This window comes from Nocardiopsis deserti (assembly GCF_008638355.1).
GTDB lineage: Bacteria > Actinomycetota > Actinomycetes > Streptosporangiales > Streptosporangiaceae > Nocardiopsis > Nocardiopsis alborubida.
The window spans coordinates 152,598-172,310 of the sequence record NZ_VWVS01000004.1; the positions used below are offsets into that span (position 1 = coordinate 152,598).

General features: G+C 69.5%; 7 protein-coding genes. 2 read left to right on the plus strand and 5 right to left on the minus strand.

The genetic code is table 11. The annotated features are described in order from the left end of the window. Nucleotides 1-19: 19 nt before the first annotated feature. From FYW99_RS13530 to FYW99_RS13545, 5 genes are all read right to left on the minus strand, one after another. Nucleotides 20-2,434: a UvrD-helicase domain-containing protein gene (locus FYW99_RS13530; RefSeq protein ID WP_150252403.1), complete on the minus strand. Its 2,415-nt coding sequence runs from the start codon at nt 2,432-2,434 to the stop codon at nt 20-22. Next, nucleotides 2,431-9,141: a DEAD/DEAH box helicase gene (locus tag FYW99_RS13535; protein WP_190394647.1), complete on the minus strand. Its 6,711-nt coding sequence runs from the start codon at nt 9,139-9,141 to the stop codon at nt 2,431-2,433. The genes FYW99_RS13530 and FYW99_RS13535 overlap by 4 nt, the downstream gene beginning before the upstream one ends. Nucleotides 9,142-9,143: 2 nt before the next feature. Next, nucleotides 9,144-14,054, minus strand: a complete 4,911-nt coding sequence (locus FYW99_RS31755) for an Eco57I restriction-modification methylase domain-containing protein (protein ID WP_190394648.1) — start codon at nt 14,052-14,054, stop codon at nt 9,144-9,146. 2 nt (nt 14,055-14,056) lie between these two features. Further along, nucleotides 14,057-16,894: a DEAD/DEAH box helicase gene (locus FYW99_RS13540; RefSeq protein WP_223838997.1), complete on the minus strand. Its 2,838-nt coding sequence runs from the start codon at nt 16,892-16,894 to the stop codon at nt 14,057-14,059. Between the two features lie 120 nt (nt 16,895-17,014). After that, nucleotides 17,015-18,058 carry a serine/threonine-protein kinase gene (locus FYW99_RS13545; RefSeq protein ID WP_190394649.1) on the minus strand — a complete coding sequence of 348 codons (1,044 nt, stop codon included), beginning with the start codon at nt 18,056-18,058 and terminating at the stop codon, nt 17,015-17,017. Between the two features lie 318 nt (nt 18,059-18,376). Between FYW99_RS13545 and FYW99_RS31760 the strand changes: the two genes are divergently transcribed. Beyond that, on the plus strand, nt 18,377-18,820 hold the full coding sequence (locus FYW99_RS31760) for a restriction system modified-DNA reader domain-containing protein (protein ID WP_223839043.1): 444 nt from the start codon (nt 18,377-18,379) through the stop codon (nt 18,818-18,820). A gap of 86 nt (nt 18,821-18,906) precedes the next feature. Then, complete coding sequence (locus FYW99_RS13555) at nt 18,907-19,317, plus strand: restriction system modified-DNA reader domain-containing protein (protein WP_150252408.1); 411 nt, start codon at nt 18,907-18,909, stop codon at nt 19,315-19,317. The last annotated feature ends 396 nt before the right edge of the window (nt 19,318-19,713 follow it).

The window sequence follows — 19,713 nt, forward strand, 5'->3', positions numbered from 1 at the left end:
CACTCACATCCCGCTCCCCCTACAGCAGCGCGCCCGGGGGTTTGAACAGGCCCCCGTCCTCGAAAGCGTCGCCCTCGGGCTTCTCCGCCCTCTCCGCCTTCTCGGCCTCGGCGGCCAGCTCCGCCGCGTTCGGGGGTAGGAACCGGCTCGGCTCCCCGTGCCAGGACACCACCAACGAGTCCCGGGCCCTTGTAGCCGCCACGAACAGCAGTGAACGCGCCTGCTGCATCTCCTTGCGGTAGCGCGGCCCGTCGCTGTCCCTGTAGCGCTCAAGGTAGGCCCCGGGCACCAACCCCTCGGTGATACCGGCGACGAGCACGTGCTGGTACTCCAGCCCCTTGTACCGGTGCAGGGTGCCCACGTGCACCGACTCCTCCTTGCCGGGCGGCGGCCCCTCCCGTCCCAGGGAGGCGGCGCTGATCCCGGCCCGGACCAGTTCCCGCTCCATCTCACTGACCATCTCCCCTGTGGGCACGGCCACCGCGATGGAGGGCACCTTGCCCTCGGCCTCCGAGCGCTCCCGGATCGCCCGGATTCGGCCCACGAGGGCCCGCATCTCGGCCTCCCAGGTGTCGGCTCCGCGGAAGGCGGGCCGGGGACCGCGCAGCACCGACCGGTAGCCCCGCAGGGTGTCGGTGCCCTCGTCCAGGTCGTCCCAGGTCTCCTCCCCCAACAGCCCCAGCGCCGAGCCCAGGATCTCCCGGGTGGTGCGGTAGCTGAGGGTCAGGCGGGAGGCACGGCCCACGATGTTGATGCCCAGGCTGCCCAGGGACACCTGGTTGCCGTAGATGCGCTGGTGGGTGTCGCCCACCAGAAAGATGTCGTCGTCCTTGTGGTCGACCATCGCACGCAGCAGCGTCCAGTGGGCGGGGTTGAGGTCCTGGGCCTCGTCCACGACCACGTGCTCGTAGCGGAACCGCAGGCTGGCGAAGGACTGGTCCTGGTGGTGCAGCATCGGACCGCCGTGCCTGGCCTCGCGCTCGCGGTTGGCGCGGATCTTGGCGGCCCGGTCCCCCTCCACCCTGGCGGCGGCCTCGGCGACCTGGCGGAAGGTCCACACGCCCCTCTCCTCCAGGCGCATGGTGAAGCGCTCCACGAGCTGCCAGATCTCGGCGCGCTGGGCTCGGCTGACGCGCTGCCCGCGCCCGGCCCGGCGGGCCCGGAAGTACTCGGAACGGCTGCGCACGCTCTGGCCCAGGATCACCTGGCTCCACTCGGCGTTGAGGAAGTCGGCGTCCCAGTTCTGCTCGCCGAGTTCGACGAGCATGTCCTCCCACTCGCGGGCGGCCTGCTGGTCGTTGACGGTGCGGCGGCGCTGCCTGCCCTGACCGCTCTCGCTGACGATCCTGGAGGCGAGCTGGTCGATGTTGACGATGTCGACCCGGTCCAGGAGCTCCTGCCCGCCCAGGTCCAGCATGCGGCGGCGCAGGTCTGCGGCGAGGTTCTTGTTGAAGGTGGTCAACAGTACGGGCTTGGTGAAGCCCTTGGGCAGCCGCTCGACCAGGTACTTGACCCGGTGCAGGGCGACGATGGTCTTGCCCGTGCCGGGGCCGCCGCTCACGCGCGCCGGACCCTTGTACACGCGGTTGACGAGCTTGCGCTGGGTGGGGTGCAGGAACACCTTCCACGCGGCGAAGTCGTCCTCCAGCACCTGCTGGAGCTCGGTGTCGGAGGTGGTGACCCGGGTGGCGGGACGCGCCAGGGCCGCGGCGTAGTCGGTGGTGTCGACGGGCTCGGGGGCGACGACCGGGCGGGTGACCTCCTCCATCACCTCGTCGAAGTCGCGCCCGTCGGCGAGGGCGAGCAGGACCTCCTCGGTGTGCCGGGGAGCGTACTCGACCAGGCCGAGCAGCCTGCTCTCGGAGGTGATCGTCAGCGCGAGGGAGATGAGTCCGTCGGCCACACCCAACTCGCGCAGCTGCTCCTCGCTGTAGTCGGCCAGGAGGGGGCGGGGCCCTGTGTCGGCCGGTTTGGCCGCCTCGCTCAGCTCGACCGGCTCGGCGGGGGCCGCCGGTTCCGGTGCCGGTGGCGCCGGGGCCTCCTGGGCGGGGACGGGAGCCGGTTCCTCCTCCGGGGCGCTCGCCTCGGCCGAGGCGACCACGTCGAAGATCTCCAGGGCGCCGGTCACCGCGTTGATCTCGAAGCGGAACCGGTCCAGGTGCTCGTAGACCTCCCCGCGCGGGCGCAGGGCGACGAGGATGTAGTCCTGGTTGCCGACGTGGAACAGGATCACCCGGTAGTCCTGGATGAGCCTGGCGGAGAAGAGCCGGTCGTGTCCCTTGAGCGCCTTGAAGTGCAGCCCCGGGGCCGTGGGGTTCTCCCGGAACTTGTACTGGAAGTCGTAGAGCGCCCCCTTGACGTTGCGGGGGAGCTTGCGGATCTCCTTGTCGGCCTTGTCCAGCAGCCTCAGCGTGGCCTTGTCCTGCACGCTCATCCCTTCACCGTCGTCGTGTCGTCGTCGCCCCTGCCGGAGCCCGCGCCAGCGTCACCGTCGTCGTCACCGGTCAGTATCCGCGCCAGCTCCGACACATCCCACTGGTTCGCCTCCCGCACGTGCCAGCCCGCCCGGGCGTAGGCCTCCCCGCCGCGGGCGCGGTCCTCGGCGTTGCCGATCAGTTCGGCGGACAGCAGCACGGCCACCTTCTGCTCGGGCCAGGCCAGTTCGGCGGGCCACAGCCCCGGGCCTTCGAGTTCGTAGCCCGCCTCCGGGGCGGGGACGCCCCGCCGGGCCAGTTCTCCCGCGAGGGTGACCAGGCCGGGTTCGTCGGGCTCCATCAGCTCCCTGACCTGGTCCCAGCCGGGGTCGACGGTGATCTCCACGGTGTGGGCACCGTCGGCGGACACCTCCGGCCCGGGTTCGGTGGCGGAGGGGACCGCGGTCGACTCGGCCGTGGTGGCGGCCAGAGTGGCCAGCCCCAGCTCCAGACCGCTCTCCTGGAACCGGGTGCTGACGAGGGTGTCGCCGAACAGCTCCTCGGCCTCGGCCGGGTCCAGGGGCTGGCGGGCGAGGCTGTCGTCAAGCCCGTCGCCACCCACGGCCGAGAGCACGGCGGCGTCGAGGGCGTCCAGGGTGCTGATCGCGAACTGCCCGGCGTCGCCGCCCTCGCGGGTGAGGAACTGCACGAGGTTGCCCCAGTACAGCCAGGCCTTCCAGCGGCGCCGGTGCGCGTCGGGGTCGGCGGTCAACGCCTCGTCGCGGTCGTCGAGGACCGTGAAGGCGCTGATGGTCTCCTTGGCCTTGTTGGCGACCAGGACCACCCGGCATCCGGCGTCGTCGGTGGCCCGGATGAGGACGCAGCCCTGGCCCGGGGTCCGCTTGGGCAGGGGGCCGCCGCGCAGGGCCGGGACCACGTGCGGGGTGAGCTCGACCGCCCCGCCACCGGCGTGCTCCACCCCGGTGGTGCGCATGGTCCCGGTGACGGCGGCCGTGGCCCGCTGGGCCCAGGCCTTGGGGTCGGGGTCGCCGAGGTAGGAGAACAGCATCCGGGCGGGGCTGTCCCAGACCGTCTCGTCGAGGTTCCTGGGGTCGCCTCCCTGCGCGCGGTAGCTCCCTTGGGCCTGCATGCGTGCGTTGGGCCCGTAGGGCTCCCAGGCCGGGTGCGGGACCTTCTTGCCGTCCAGGTGGTCCAGGTCGTCCCAGTTGAGCTGGAAGACCGTGATGCCGTGGGCGCGCAGGCGGGCGCGCTTGTCGGCGTCGTCGGCGATCCGGTTGTGCTCGGGCGAGGCGTGGTAGGTGTAGCCGTCCAGGTAGAGGGCGACCTGGTCGCCACCGGTGTCCAGGCGGCGGAAGACCACGTCGGGGCGGGTGCCCTTGATGGTGTTCTGGAACAGCACCTCCCAGCCGATGACGCCGCCGCCGGGGCCGATCAGGCGCAGGACCGCGCTGCGGCGGCCGTTGACCCTGCCGCCCAGCTCGAAGGAGCGCCCCGCGTCGGGGGCCTTGGCCCAGCGCTGGAGCGCCTGGAGGAAGCGGGCCTCCAACTCGCTCTCGACCTGGTCCCACAGGGAGATGTCGTCGGTGCGGGCGATGCTGTCGGTCTGCCAGTCCTCCAGCAGGTCCTCCAGCATCTCCTGGGCGAGCAGCCGGTCGGCGTGCGGGAACTCGCGGTCGCTGACGTGGGCGAGCAGGCAGCGGTGGCAGGCGGCCCGGCCCTCCTGGTCCTTGCAGGAGCAGTCGGCGACGACCTGGTGGGCCGCGGTGAGGACCTCGCGGATGCCCTCGTCCCCGGAGCGGGGGTTGAGGTAGCCGCTGCCGCCGGGCAGGGTGTCGTGGATGACGAGGTAGCGGCGCCGGTGGCCGGTCTGCTCGTCGGGCATGGTGGCCACGGTCGCGGCCAGGTGGTCCAGGGCTCCGCCGTAGACGCGGGCGAACCCGGCCATGAGCGCGGCCTTGAAGCTGACGATGCGCTCGGCGGTGTGCACGGTGGCCACCGGCAGCAGGATGCGCAGCGCCTCGGTGCGCAGCGTGTGCGCGAGGATGATCCGCTCGTGCTCGACCTCGTCGCCGCGCCGCTGCGGGCACCAGGGGCGGTGGTAGCCGGGCCTGGCGTCGTAGGAGCTGCCGAGCAGGCTGCTGGTGGCGTTCACGGCCTCGTCGGCGGTGGCGCCGCCGCAGGCGCGGCAGACCTGGAACGGGGTCGGGGTGACCTCGCTTCCGGCGAAGGTGACCGTGGCGGGCCGGTTCATGCGCAGCGCGCCGAGGTTGAAGCGGCGGATGACCGCCTCGCGGGTGAACTCCACGCCGAACACCCGCCCGGAGTGGCGCCAGGCCCCGGGCGCGATCGCGTCCTCGGGGATGTCCACGGCCGTGGCGGTCTCGTAGAAGACGCGCTGGCGCTCGTCGTGTTCGTCGCGGATCAGGGCGTCCTCGCGGCGGTCGCGGGCGTAGACCCGGGTGGGCTCCAGAACCCGGTAGAGGCTGCTGCGGTCGGCGATGACGGTGTTGTCGCAGCGGGGACAGGGGGAGGTGTCCGCGGCGGCGTTGTCGGTGCGCACGTACCCGCAGCCCGGGCAGACCCGCCAGTCCCGCCAGGCCGGGCGGGTCATGGAGCCGATGTCGAGCCCGTCCACGGTGTGCCGGTAACCGCGCACGTAGTAGTGGTTGCCGGGGGCGAACTCGGTGAGGGCGCGCGCGGCGGGGCGCTTGTACTCGCGCACCTCGGTGCGGAAGTCGCGGTCGCCCTCGGCGCTGCGCTCCTCCCAGGTGAGGGTGGCCTCCAGTTCGGTCGCGCCGTCCACGAGGGAGTAGTTGGGCAGCACGCCCAGGTCGACCAAGGCGCCGTGGGCGCTGGTGCGGCCGATCTCGCCGATGCGCTTGCGCACGGCGGTGCGCTCGGCCTGGAGGGCTCGCTTGCGGCGCTTCTGCTCCTTGTCGGAGTCGAGCAGGGCGTCGATGGAGCGGGTGACGGTCTCCACGCGTTCGCGCAGGTCGTTCAGGCGCGCGGCCCAGACCTCCTCGGCCCGGGCGACGGTCTCCTTCAGGCCGACGGTGGCGTAGTGGCGCAGCTGGTCGGCGGCGTCGGTGTCCACCTCGGCTCCGGCTCCGTCGAACAGGCCGAGGAAGCCCGTGACGAGTCGGTCCCCGGAGGCCAGGGCGCTCTCGGTGAAGCCGCGCAGCCAGCCCAGGTCGCCGAACAGGTCGGCGGCGCGGCCGGGCAGCGCGGGGACGCCGGTCAGGTCGCCGCGCGCGGCCAGGTCGAGCAGGTGGGCGGCGTACTGGCGGCGCAGGATCTCCACCGCAGAGGGGAAGCTGCCGGGAGGGGCGATCTGCCCGGCGATCATGTCCAGGGGCTCCTCCAGGTAGTACCGCTCGCGGGCGCGGCGGCCGACCAGGGTGAGCAGGAAGGCGTTGCCCGAGCGGCGTCCGGCCCGTCCGGCGCGCTGGACGTAGTTGGCCGGTCCGGTGGGCAGCGAGCCCAGCAGGACGGCGGACAGGGCGCCGATGTCGATGCCCAGTTCCAGGGTGGGGGTGGCCGACAGGACGTTGGGGTCGGTGTAGCGGGTGCCGCGCTTGAAGGAGTCCTCCACGCGCTCGCGCTGGGCGCGGGTGAGCTGGCCGGTGTGCTCGGCGGTGGTGATCCGGAAGGGCTGGGCCTCCCGGTAGAGGCGGCGGTAGTAGTCGTCGCTGAAGCGGCGGTCCTCGTCGACGGTGAGGCGGCCGGTGCACCGGTAGCGGGGGCAGGCCGCGGCCTCCCAGTCGGCGCTGTGGTCGGGGTGGACGGTCTGGCGCCAGTTGCAGACGTGGCAGCGCAGGCCGCCGGTGACGACGGCCTCTCCATCGGTCAGTGCCCGGACCTGGACGTGCCCGGGGGTGAGGCCGTAGATCCGGGTGGAGCCGTCGGCGGCGGCGGTGCGGGTGAGGAGGCCCTCGTCGTGCAGCACGTCCAGGAGCCGGCCCAGGTAGCGGGGCACGGTGTCGGCCTTGACCTGGAGGCAGCGCACGGTCCAGTCCTGGTACCAGGTGCCGCTTCCGGCGACGGAGTCGAACTCGCTGCGCTCCTTGCGCTGGTCGGTGAGGAAGCGCGGAGCGGGCAGTCCGGAGCCGCCCCGGGGCTTGGGGAAGGCGGGCATGCCGTCGGGGCGCTGGCCCCAGATGGTGCCGAAGCGCCTGGTGCCCGCGTTGTGGACCCAGGGGTCGAGCCAGTGGTGTCCGATGCCGCCCCGGGTGCGCACGCGCTCCAGCAGGCCGCGCACGTACCCCCGGAAGACGGACAGGTCGAGGCGCTCGCCGAGCTGGTCGCCGCTGTGCTGGAGGATGTCGCGGGCCAGCGCGGCGATGCGGTCGGGCTCGTCCAGGCGGACCTGGGCGGCCGCGGTGCGGGTCAGCTCCAGGGTGCGGCCCTGCCGGGAGCGCAGCCCGAACTCCAGCACGGCGGTGAAGGCCAGGCGCTCGCCGACCAGGTCCCACTCACGGGTGCCGCCGCCGCTCTCCCCCGCCAACAGCCGGTCGATGCCGGGCAGGTCGTGCATGTCCGGCGGGACCACGCACGCCAGGTAGGAGGGGTCCTCGGCGTGCTCGACGGTGTCGGCGATGAGGTCGTTGAGGTCGATGGGCGAACCGTCGGCGGGCAGGCGCGAGGCCAGCAGGGCGCGCGCGGAGAAGGTGTAGGAGCGGTTGGAGACGAACCCGGCCCGGTGGGCGGCGTCCTGCACCGAGTCGCTGAACATCAGCGTCTTGGGGACCTCGCCGTCGTGGGCGAGCTGCCCGCCGGTGAACAGCTCGGTGACGGCCACCGAGGCGAGCGCGGCCAGGCCCGAACCCAGGAAGCGGGTGCCCTGGTCGGCGTCGCAGGCCGGGCAGCGGTCGTTCTCGGCGGCCCGGAAGGACTCCTTGGTGTGGCCGAGGTCGGCGAGGACGAACACCCCGTCGAGCTGCCCGGTCTCGTGCTTGGTGATGTCGGCGGCGTCCACGGGGCGCAGGTGCGTGCCCGAGGAGTTGAGCACCAGGGTCCCGGCCGGGCGCTCCTTGGCCTCTGCGCGGCTGGCCCGGATGAGGGAGCGCACGTACTTCTTGCTGGAGATCGCGCCCCGGTAGACCTTGTCGGGGTCGGTGACCAGGTCCGAGGGCGAGGATTCCGGGGAAACGGCGGCCCAGCCGGAGCGCCCGCAGTGGCGGCAGTACACGGCGGGCAGGTTGGTGCGGCCGAGGTCGGCGCCGGTGGTCTCCGCGCCCAGGGCTGGCAGGGTCTCACCGTGCCAGGCGAAGGAGGGCCTGTCGGCGACGGCGCGCAGCAGGCGCGAGACCGAGCGGACCCACAGGTGGGTCTCGACGGTGACCAGGGGGCGGTCGGGCCCGTCCTCGGGGGCGTCGGGGTCGCGGGCGGTGGAGAGCAGGGCGACGTAGCGGGCCAGGGCCTCGGCGGCGAGTTCGGGGGCGCTGCTCAGCGCGCGGCCCCAGGCGTAGGCACCGCGGTCGGGGATCTCCTCCAGGACCCTGTCCATGGGCGCGACCGTGCCGTCGAGGATGTGCAGGACGGCCTTGGTGAGGATGTGTGTGCGCAGGACGGCGCCGAGTTCGCGCGGGGTGAGATCGTCGCGACTCGTGAAGGCGGCCATGATGCGGCCCATGGCGGTCTCGTCGCTGTGCGGGTCCTTGATGCGCGCGACCACGACCGGGTCGGGTACCGGCAGCTCGTATTCGAGTTTGGGGATGAACTCGTCGACGGACAGGCGGTCCTCGCCCACCACGGAGTCGGGCCCGAACTCGGTGGCGAAGACGGTCGCGGCGACCTCGCGGATGCGGTCAGCCGGGGTGGGGATGTCGCTGCCGGGGGCGCCGGGGTTGTGGGCTCCCGTGTTGCTGGCGGTGCTGGCGCCGTCCTTGCCGTCCTGGCCGAGGGTGGCGCTGGTGGCGACCGGGCAGATGGCGCCCAGCGGGCGGCCCGGCCGGGCGTTGCCGGTGGCGGCGGACAGGCGGCGCAGCAGCATGGCCACGTCGGTGCCCTGGGCGCCGTCGTAGGTGTGGAACTCGTCCACGACGACGTAGGTGAGGGCGGAGTCCTTCCAGAGGGGAAGGTCCTGCTCGCGCTGGAGGAGCAGGTCGAGCATCTTGTAGTTGGTGATGAGGATGTCGGGGCGCTGGCGGCGGATCTGCGCGCGGGCGGTGGTCACGCGCGGGTAGCCGGTCTCGGGGGTGTCGCCGATGTAGAGGCCTGCGGTGACCTGGGCCAGGGCCGGGTCGGAGAGGTACTCGTTGAGGCGCTGGGCCTGGTCGGTGGCCAGGGCGTTCATCGGGTAGAGCAGAACGGCCTTGATGCCGGTGTTGCCCAAGGCGCGCTCGCGACGGCAGTGGTCCAGGAGGGGGATGAGGAAGGACTCGGTCTTGCCGGAGCCGGTGCCGGTGGTGATGAGGGTGGGCTCGGCGGGGCCGTGGAGGGTGGATAGGCGCTGGAAGGCCTTGGCCTGGTGGAGGAAGGGCCTGAACCCGGCCGGACGCCATTCCAGGTGCTCGTGCCAGGAGTCGTCGGAGTGGCGGAAGGGCGTCCGGACGCGGAGGTAGGGGCCCCGGAAGATGCCCTGGCGGGGATCGTTGAAGAAGGCCTCTAGACCCTCGCGGACGGGTTCGTCAGCGAGCGCGAAGGTCGTGGAGAGGTACTGGGTGATGTTGCGCTTGACCTCGGCGGCGGCGAGCGTGGGCTGCACGGTCAGACCTCCCCGTCCCAGGTGCCGTCGCGCTTGGCACGCTCGACGATTTCCGTGAAGTGGGCGTGTGCCTCGCGGTACTCGCGTTCCCGGTCAGCCTTGTAGAAGGGCGCGGCGTAGCCCTCGGGGACATCAGCAGGATCTCTGGTCTCCAGATAATTCTGCAACTGAAGGAAGTCTTCCTTCGTCTGCCCGTAGCCGTAGGTGTGATAGCTACCTGCAATCTTGCGACCATTGGCATCGAAGTGGATGCCTGCTTCATAGTCATACAGGACCGGGTAACGGGACTTGTAAATAGCAACCAACTCATCAGCACTGATACCAAGCCAGACAGAAACCAGAGCATCGAGTTCAACGAGTGCAGCACGGCGCTCATGCTCGGTTCGCAGTGGTGAGGCATATCCCCAATCAGGACCGACCTCACCAAGGAGGGCGAGGCCTAGCCAGTCCACTGCCCAAGATTCCTGCCTCCAGGAATCGCTATAAAGATCGCTCCAGAGTGACGCGTAAGCGCCGGTAAGGCAATTTAGACGCATGGCGCGAATCAATAGTGCAGCTTCGAGAGGGTGACCAAAAGTAGGCGCAGGCATCTTATGCGCCTCCGCCACTTGGAGATGAGAACGACCAGTGATGCGCAACAGGTAGTCCAAGGGAAGAGAAGCCCAGAACCCAGCATTCAGAACCGTAGTTCGATTATCACGAACCCACATTGAATAAACCGCGTTCACATGCACAGGCCCCGGAGGAATAAGCGCAGCAAAAAGGCTTCGCTCGTTCGGCAAAGGAACCATTGCACGCCACGCCAAGCGGAAATATTCGGTGTAGCGCCTACCATCCCATACGTCTTGGGCAGCCAAATAATCACTCACACCACAAACACGCACATAGTTGGATACTGGAATCGCATTTTCAGGCAAATTATTTAGATCCCAAGCAGACCAATCTTTATTGCTTTTACAAGGAATGTTCGGATTTTTGGTGAACATGTTTCCCTGCGAAAAATGAGGGCCCTGAAGGACGACATCACTGAGGCTTGATGGATGCATTGTGCCCCATTCAATCAGACCATCCCTCTTAGAGTTAGCCTCATTATATCCAGACGAAATAAATGGGCGACCGTCGCCCAAACGGGACTTAATCCTAGACAGGACCTCGATAGCCCCAGCCTCAGCATTACTTACTGGATACAACAAAGGAGTAGCGCTTGAGTCATCCCCAACTGTTAACTTGTCCCAGCGACTCAACATCGCCTCGTCAACACGAATCAGCCGCTCACGGTGCGGACGGGTATCCCAAGACCCTCCATGCTTCACCCCGGGCGACTCCCCTCCCCCGTCATGCACAAGAGATCGCAAGAAAACTTCAGCTTCATAAAGAAAGCTGCAAGCAATGAAATCAACTTCAGAGGAAGAAGTATAGATATTTACAGCAAAGTAGGACTTGTTGTTCACATCAGAGAAAAGATTCTTTTCGTTAGAAAAATGCAGGTGAAACTTAATCCTCTGATAAGCGGCAGACCTCAGAGAAGACTCTCTTGTTCCAGACATATGAGATACAGGATGAACAAGGCCAGCGACGCCAACGGGGTTCATATTTGACCAAGCGGTGCACATAAATGCTCGATAGAGATCCGGGCGAGTTCCCACCAGAAGGCGATAAGTCGACACGTCAGCCAGGAAATCACTCAGGCCAGCCACTGAAGCGAGCTCATCAAGAAAGTACCTTGCATTGTGTTTTGATTTAAGCGCCACGCCTTCCCTGGCTTTCCTAAAGCCAGCAGAAGAATGCTCAAATAGCTTAAACCAGGGGTCAAACTCAGCGAGAACAGAATCTTTATCCCAGTTAGGCCGCACCCACGGGGGATTTCCGACCTGGATGTCGAAACCGCCTCGGCTCTTGAAGAGGTGAGCGAACTGGATTTCCCAGTGGAAGAAGCCATGCCGTTCGGTGAGGTTCTCAACCTCGTGAAGCCAGGGAAAGCTTTCTCCCAGACGGAACTCGTCCTTCATCGCCATGAGCGGAGCAAGAGATTCCTCAGCAGCGTCGAGATCAGCCAAGGTCTCGATCTCACTGAACAGGGTCCCCTCCGGGATGTCCTGGGAGCCCAACAGGGCCTCGGCGAACTTGAGCCACTTCTCCAGGTCCGCCAGGTCCAAGCTTTCCCGGGCTGAACCGAAGAGCGAGTCGTTACCGCCAGCGCTGCTCAACTCCAAGGTGTGCCCGAGCCGCTGGTACACCTCATCGCTGCCGTCCAGCAGCCCGGCCTTCTGCACCGGCCAGAACCACAGCGCGCACCAGGCGTCCATCAGCGTCTTGAGCCGCCAGTACGGGGTGCCCTTCTCCGTGAGGTTCGCGAGCACCTCCTCCCTCGGGATGGCGTGCTCGGGCTGGTCGATCCAGTCCGCCCCGTACACGTCAACCCGCCGACTGATCTCCCGCTCGGACAGCTCCAGCCGCCGGATCACCAGCCCCCACAGGAACTCAGCTCGCCGCGACAGCGCCTGCAAGCGCCGGAACTGCGAGTTCTTCCCCGTCGTCTTGGGTTTGCGGCGCATCGCGCGCCGCCACGCACCCAGCTTCGCGGTGTCCTCCGGAGCGAGAGCCTTGGCCTCCTTCTCGGCGGCCACACTCCCCCACCCCTGCGCGGGCAGCAGGAAGTGGTGGATGTACCCCTCCGAGATGTCCCCGTCCCGGAACGGCTGGTCCACCGGCGCGCTCTTGAGCCACTCGCCCTTCTTCACCGTCTCCGGGTCGTACAGCCGCCGCCCCGCCCCGATCAACGAGTTACCGCGTCGCAGGTGCAGACCGAACCACGGGGCCTGCAACCCCGGGTACATCACGTTCAGCCACAGCGACACCTCCGCCAGCTCCACGGCCGTGCCGTTGAGGTCCACCCCGTACGCCCGGTGCAGGGCGATGTAGGCCTTGACCTTCTGGAGCTCCACCGCGTAGCGCTCGGGGTCCAGCTCCTCGCCGCGCTCGGCCTGCGCGCGCTTGAGGTACTCGGCCGCCACCTGGTTGATGGCCTCGTTCAGGAACGCGCCCGACCCCAGCGCGGGCTCGCAGATGGTCCACTCCAGCAGTTCCCTCGCCGGGGTGGTCGTCCCGTCCTGGTCCAACCTCTCCCTCAGCGTGAGCTGCACGGTCAGCTGGGTCAGCGACTCGGGGGTGTAGTACGACGCGCTGGTCTCCCGGTCCCGCCCGGCCAGGCGGTACACGAACGATCCCGGCTTGTAGACCACCATGGGGCTGTCCTTGGTGGACTTGCCGTTCTCGTCCTTGACGCGCACCCACACGTCGTCGCTGTAGTCATCGACCTTCGAGTGCGGCACCATCCACGACCCGCCGGACGGGTCGCCGTTCTTGGCCGCCTCGTACAGCTCCTCCTTGGCGATGAACCCGGTGTAGGACATCAGCCCCTCGTACACCGCGCCGAGCTGGTTGATGCCGAGCTGGGCGTAGGAGATGAACCCGCCGCGCCCCCTCCTGTTACCGCGGGAGATCATCAGCCTGCGCAGCACCTGGTGCAGGGCCTCGTTGCGCAGCCGGGTGTCCAGCGGCTCCATGGTCGGCTCGTCGGGGTCGTCGTCCGGGTGCGGTAGCCGCCTACCGATCAGCCGCGTGCGCTCGGGGTCGAACAGGTCGGCCCTCAGCGGTTCGAAGCGCAGCCCGTCGCCCTCCGACAGCCCCTCGGCCTCCTCCTGGTCCAGGACGTGCCCGCGCGGGTTGTGGCCCTCGTTGACCATGCGGAACAGCAGGTCCAGCGACTGGTACAGGTGCGTGCTGCCCCGCGCCTCCTCCCCCACCAGGTCGTTGACGACCAGGTCGCCCAGACGCGCCATGCTGTACCCGCGCACGTACGCCTCGTCCTTGGCGGGCACCACGCCCAGCTCGGGGCGGGCCTCGGCGTAGAGCAGGAACAGGATCCGGTAGAGGTAGCGCAGCGACTGGCGGGCCAGTTCGTCGGCGAAGGTGCGGCTGGTACGGGTGTCGATCCGCTCGGGATCCACTTTCTGGTCGCGCAGCCGGGCCAGGACCTCGTTGGCGATGATCTCGACCGAGCGCTGCAGGCCCTCGCGCAGCTCCTTGGACACGCCCACGGCGTGCTGGCGGGAGGCGTCGACGAGGGTGGCGATGGCCTCGGCTCCGCCGTCCTCCGAGGGCAGGAGCGCCTGGGCGCCGAAGAGCGCGGCGATGGTGCCGAGTTCGTCGTTGTCACCCCGGCCCAGGGCGGTGTCCAGGCTGACGGCCAGGTAGCGGCCCTCGCCCCACACCGAGCGGTCGGCGAGGACGACCACGCCGCCCGCGAGGACGAGGACGTAGCGCAGGTTCTCGTCGCGGGCGAAGAGCCAGGACACCAGCTTGGTACCCAGGGTGATCCGCTCGCGGCCGCCGAGGTCCACCGGGTCCAGGAGCCATCCGGCGCCGTCGGGGTCCATGGCGGCGTCGGTGTCGGGGGCCCAGCCGCACTCGACGGCGGCCACGGTGGTCTCGTGCAGGGCCAGGCGGACGGGGACGGGCTGGTCGCCGTGCTCGAAGAGGCTCTCGGCGGGTGCGTCCTTGGGGGTGAAGCCGAGCGCGGTGAGCACGTCGCGGTGCAGGGCGTGCAGGCGTTCGGTCTGGGCGGCGACCGCGGCGGGGCCCGGCGTGCCCTCGCCCTCGCGCAGCCGTTCGGTGAAGTCGGCGAGGGCCTGGCGGTCGGCGAAGTAGCGCCCCTTGAGCTGGCGCAGCCCCTGGCGCGGGGTCACCGGCCCGGGCGAGCGCTCCTCCCTGGGCAGCTTGTTCTCGGCGCTCTCGCGCTCGGCCCACTCCTTGAAGGGGCCGTCCTTGCCCTTGAGGTGCTTGGGCAGCACCTCGGCCAGGTAGTGGGCGGAGAAGTACTCTCCCCGGTTGACCAGCGAGTCGTAGCCCATGCTCAGTTCTCCCCCTTCACCACGGCCAGCACGCGCAGCAGCGGCTCGCCCGACGTGCGCATCCTGCGCATCAGCCGCTCCTGTTCGGCGACGGTGTCGTGCACCCGTCCCCGTTCCTTCTGTCGGCCCTCGCCCAGGCCGTCCAGACTGAGCTGCTGCCATTCCTTCAGCCGCTGCTCGGGTGCGGCCAGGTCCTGCTCGATGCGGGCGTCGTAGGCGGCGCTGCGCTCGGCCAGGTGGGTGCGGGCGGCCCGGACCGCGTCGGGCACCAGTTCCTGGAGGGCGGACAGGTCCTCGGCCCGGCCGGTGTTGACCATGCCCGACCCGACGCCCGTGCGCTGGAGGGCCTCGAACATGTCCTCCACGCGCGGGGCTCCGGGCAGGCCGGTGACGGCCATCCACTCCACGACGGTGGGCTGTCCCAGTTCGTTGGAGTAGGTGCCCTGGACCAGGAAGACGGGTTCGACGGCCCTGGGCGCCCGGATGACCCAGGCCTGGTTGCGCTGGGTGCGCACCTGTACCTTGTCCACCAGCCACTCCACCAGCGGGTGCAGGTCGCTGACATAGCCGGTGTCGGGCCAGGTGGTCTTGGTGGCGCGGGCCTCGTCGAGGCGCTTCAGGGCGTGCTCGCGGTCGAAGGTGACACGCAGGCGCTCCTTCACCCTGAGCTTGCGCAGGTAGTCGGTGGGCAGTGCGCTGAGGCGGTCGGCCAGGTCGCGGGGCGGTTCGAAGGCGAGGATGCGCCCGTCGTCGTCGACGGCCACGTCACTGGCGACGGTGTCCAGAGCGGCGCGGACGAACTGCTCGGTGGAGTCGAAGAGCTGGGGTTCGGGGGCGCGCTCGGGGGCGGCGGCCTCGTCGGGCACGCCCACGTCGCCGAAGAGGATGTCGCCGATCCAGCCGCCGTCGTCGCCGTCCTGCGCGGAGGTCGCGTCGATGGACTCGTCCACGGTGCGCCCCTGGAGCAGGTCCTGGACGAGGCGGTCCTCCTCCTTCTTGGCGTTGTGTAGACCGGTGACCGTCTCGGCGGTGCCCATGGCGCGGTGGGCCTCGGCCTCCCTGTGCAGCAGCTTCTCGGCCACCGAGGTGTCGTCCATCGCGCCCTCGGTCGCCGACTGCAGGATGAGCGCGCGGAACTGGGGTTCGTGCTTCTGGCCGAAGCGGTCGATGCGGCCGTTGCGCTGCTCGATACGGATGAGCGACCAGGGCAGGTCGTAGTGGAGGAGGTGGTGGCACTGGCGGTGCAGGTTGACGCCCTCGGAGGCCACATCACCGGTGACGAAGACCCGGACCCTGCTGTCCTCCAAGGCGAAGTCGCTGATCAGGCGCTGCTGTTCGGTGTCGGACAGGCCGCCGTGCATCAGGGCCACCTGGTCCTCCTTCAGGCCCAGTGCCTCGGGCAGGGCGCCGTGCAGCCACTCCAGGGTGGGCACGGACTCGGAGAAGACCACGGCGCGGGTGTCGCTGCCCCTGCCGACCCCGATCTCCTTGAGCTGCTGGACGAGGGTGGTGAACTTGGCCGAGCCGGAGCCGTCGATCTTTCCGGCCAGGTCGCCCAGGGTGCGCAGGGCCGCGTGCTCGCGCTCGTCCTCGCCGTCCTTGAGGCGGCCGGTGTGCCTGTCGGTGATCGTTTTGAGCCGGTTGGCGACCGTGGCGGACAGGGCCACGTGCGAGGACAGGAAGGCCTTGAGCAGGGTGTAGGGGAACAGGCGGCGTTCCTTTCGCACCACCGGTCCGCCCTCGCGGGCGTCGCCCGCCATCCACACCTGAGCGAGTTCGGCGAAGACGGCCTCCTCGGCGGGGGTGGCGGCGCAGCGCACCGACACCGAGGGGCCGCGCTCGGGCCAGTCGTCGCCCATCTCCGCGCGCACCTCGGGGTGGATCTTGGTGCGGCGGATGTAGAGGTGTTCGATCTCCTCGGCGCCGTAGTCGTCGGGGTCGGCGATGGCGGCCGGGTCGAGCAGGCGGATGAGTTCGGCGAAGGACCTGGAGTCGCCGTTGTGCGGGGTGGCCGAGGCCAACAGCAGGGCGTCGGTCTGGGCGGCGAGCAGCCGGGCGAGCTGGTTGCGCAGGTTGCCCTCGTTGATGAGGTTGTGCGACTCGTCGATGACGACCGCGTCCCAGTGCATGCTGCGCAGGTGCTGGCCGTACTTGCCCTGGTTCTTGAGGGTGTCGACGGAGATGATGGCGCGCTTGAAGTACAGGAAGGGGTTGCGTCCGGCGGGGATGTCGCGCTGGATGCGTTCCAGGCCCACCGAGTCCAGACGCACCAGCGGGATGGCGAAGCGGGTCCACAGCTCCTGCTGGAACTGTTCGAGGACCTGCTGCGGGGTGACGACGAGGATGCGCTCGCCGCGTCCGCGCCGGATGAGCTCGGCCAGGGTCAGGCCGATCTCCAGGGTCTTGCCCAGGCCCACCACGTCGGCGACGAGCACGCGCGGGCGCAGGGCCCGCAGGGCGAGTTCGGCGGGGCGCTGCTGGTAGACGAGGTCCTTGAGCAGGAACTTGCCGGGCATGGCCAGGCGGCGCTCGGACTGGGGCAGCGGGGTGCGGCGCAGCACCGACTCCAGGTACAGGCGGCTCTGCGCGTAGCCGGAGGAGCCATCGTGGACCAGGCGGGTCTGTTCGGGGTCCAGGGGGTCAACGCTTTCGATGCCGGTGAAGAACACCGCGTCCTCGCCCCGGACGAACTCCGAGACACCGACCGCGCGGACCATGTACCCGTCCGCCGGGGAGGCCGCGGGGGTGCAGGTGCGCACCATCCACTCGGCGTCGCGCACCTCCACGCGCGCCCCGGGGGCGAAGGGGCTGGTGCGCGCGGTGTCTGCTTCTGCGGTCAAGGGGAAACCCTCACTGTCCACTGCGGTGTTGTCGTTGCTTCCGGTTACACGCGCCGCCGCCGGTGGCGGTTGGCGTCGTTCTCAGATGGTGACCGGCCCGGCGGCGGTCCGGCGGGCCGCTCAGGCGGCGGGGCGTGCGTAGGCCTTACGCAACCGGGCGGCCGTGCGGGCCGCGAGCCTGGCACCTGTCCCGGTTCCGGTTTCGGTAGGCAGCGGAACCGTGACGGGCCGGGTGACGGCCGCGGGGCGGGTGGCGGCCGGGACGGTGTCGGCGATCCCGGTGCCCTCAACGTGGGTGCGCTCGGCCAGTCGGGCTCGGGCAGCGCCCGGGGAGAGCCCCGCGGCCGCGAGGAACTCGGTCAGCCGGGCGCGCACGTCGGCCAGCGTTGGTCGGCTTGCGGGGTCGATCGCCATCAACTCGGTGACCAGCGGGAGCAGCGCGTCCGGGACCTTCGCCAGGTCGGGGTGGACGTCGGGGCTGACCGCCGCCATGCCCAGGGCCTCGGGGGTGGCTCCGTTGTAGGGATAGCGCCCGGAGGTGGCGTAGGCCAGAATCACGCCCAGGGCGTAGACGTCGGCGGCCGCGGTCACCCCGGTGGGGTCGGTGAACTGCTCGGGCGCCATGAAGCGGGGTGTGCCCAGCCGCATGTTGGTCATCGTCAGGTCGCCGCCCGCCCCGCCGATGGCCACCAGGCCGAAGTCGACGACGCGGGGGCCGTCGGGGCCGAGCATGACGTTGGCGGGTTTGAGGTCGCGGTGCAGCAGGCCGGCGGTGTGGATCTCGGTCAGGGCCGAGGCAAGGACCAGGCCCAGGGCCGCGCCGTCGACCTCGTCCAGGAGGTCGTTGCGCTCCAGGTAGGTGGCCAGGTCCAGACCGGGAACGTACTCCATGGCCAGCCAGGGCGTCTCGTCGCCGCGCTCGGAGACCGCCACGAGCGCGGCGACGCCGGGCCCCTGGACCATGCCCAGGGCGGTGGACTCGCGGTCGAAGCGTTCGCGCAGGTCGTCGCGGTCCAGGTGCGCGGCGTGCAGGGTCTTGACCGCGACCGGGGCGTCCTCGGCGGTGCGGCCGACGTAGACCACGCCCATGCCGCCCTGGCCGAGCCTGCCGAGGAGCTCGATGCCGCCGAGGGCACGGGGGTCTGAGGGGGTCAGGGGTTTCACTGCGGACCTGCCAATGCCACCGGGGGCCGCGCGCGGTGGAGCGGGGGAACGCGCGGTCTGCGGACACAGGCTATCGCCGCTGACCTGCGTGCAGACCCGGGACCAAAGTCCCTTTCGGGACTCTGTCCACATTCGGCCACACCAGCCTCGGAAGCCCTCCCGCCGCGGCTCATGCGAGCCGAGCACGGCCGACCAGATGGCACATGCGTCGATGACATGGGCGGCGGCGGTGGTGGCGCGCGCTCACACACTCTATGCTGGGAACTGTAGCTAGCTTGGCTATCTGAGTTTAGGGGAGTTTTCGACATGCCCGAGATCATGTTCCGCGTAGACATCACGACAACCGTGCCGTCCACCACCCCGTCCACATCCCACCAGAAAAGGGGACCCGGCGTATCGGTTCCGGACCGCGCCAGGGTCGTGTCGGTGTCCTCATCCGTCGTACGGCACACCCCGCCAAAGCCGGAACATCCGCAAGCACTCCGGGGTCAAGCCCTGATAAGGGCCCTGTACGCACACGGGCTCCTCCGCCCTGGAGACGCACTGGTCTGGAACCGGCCCATGGCCGGAACCTCCCACAAGGCCGTGCTGACCTCGGACTGCCGTCTTCGCTTGGAGGGGCATGCCAGGGAGTTCTCGCCTTCCGGCGCCGCACTGGCACTGACGGGCGGATCGCACGACGGGCTGAAGGTGTGGCGCACGGCCGACGGCGGAGTCTCCCTCAAAGAACTACGGGAGCGGCTCTCCCGCTCCACGGCCTGACCCGCTCTCCTCTTGGTTTCACCAGGAGACCTCAGCGTGATCAAGTCAGTTACAGTTCGAGAGCAAACGGAGAGGGGAAACAGCCGATGTCCCAGGTCATCCGCGTCGATGACGAAGTCTACGCCGCCCTCCAGGAGCAGGCACAGCCTTTCGTCGACACCCCGAACGACGTACTGCGCCGTGTTCTGGGCCTGACCTCCACGACCGTGGACGCACTGTCGAGCGACCGTTCCGAGAACGACCGGGGCGCGCTGGCGGGCATGATCGACAGCGGCGCCCTCTCCGCCGGGGAGAAGCTCGTCTGGGAACGTTCACGGATAGGCACCACACACACGGCCACCGTCACGGCGGGGGGACGCGTCCGGCTCGACGAGGGCGACGCACCGCCGTTCAAGACCCCCTCCGGAGCCGCCCGCGCCCTGTGCGGGCACGAGATCAACGGATGGCGGCAGTGGCGACGCGCGAGCGACGGCACCTTGCTTCAAGACCTGCGCTGAGACATCGCCGCACCGCTCGAAGGTCGAAGGGTCGCCCAGCACTCGTACATCGGAGACCTTCTAGGGCCGCTGGCACACACCACGTGCCCAGCGGCTCCCTTCCTTCTCAGCGCCCCTGCACGGGCACGGTCACCGACCTACCCGGCGCGGCTGTCCGGGACTCCAAGAACCCCGCCAAGGCCCCCCTTCCCCGTCGCCGAGTGGGACGTCTTCCTCCACTCCTCACACGAACAGCGCTGATACAACAACTCCTCTGAACCGGGGCCGGGGTACGTGTGCAGACAGGCACCTCCCCCGCCCCAGCAGCACCTCAGGGCGAATCTCTCGATTGTCCTGAAATGACCTTGTGACCTCTGGTTGACTGATCCCATCCCCGAGCCTCTCTCAGAGGCGCAC

What these genes read in the sequence shown, in the direction of transcription:
- FYW99_RS31755 (WP_190394648.1), bottom strand. Translation starts at nt 14,054, where the DNA reads ATGGGCTACGACTCGCTGGTCAACCGGGGAGAGTACTTCTCCGCCCAC.
- FYW99_RS31760 (WP_223839043.1), top strand. Translation starts at nt 18,377, where the DNA reads ATGTTCCGCGTAGACATCACGACAACCGTGCCGTCCACCACCCCGTCC.
- FYW99_RS13530 (WP_150252403.1), bottom strand. Translation starts at nt 2,434, where the DNA reads ATGAGCGTGCAGGACAAGGCCACGCTGAGGCTGCTGGACAAGGCCGAC.
- FYW99_RS13555 (WP_150252408.1), top strand. Translation starts at nt 18,907, where the DNA reads ATGTCCCAGGTCATCCGCGTCGATGACGAAGTCTACGCCGCCCTCCAG.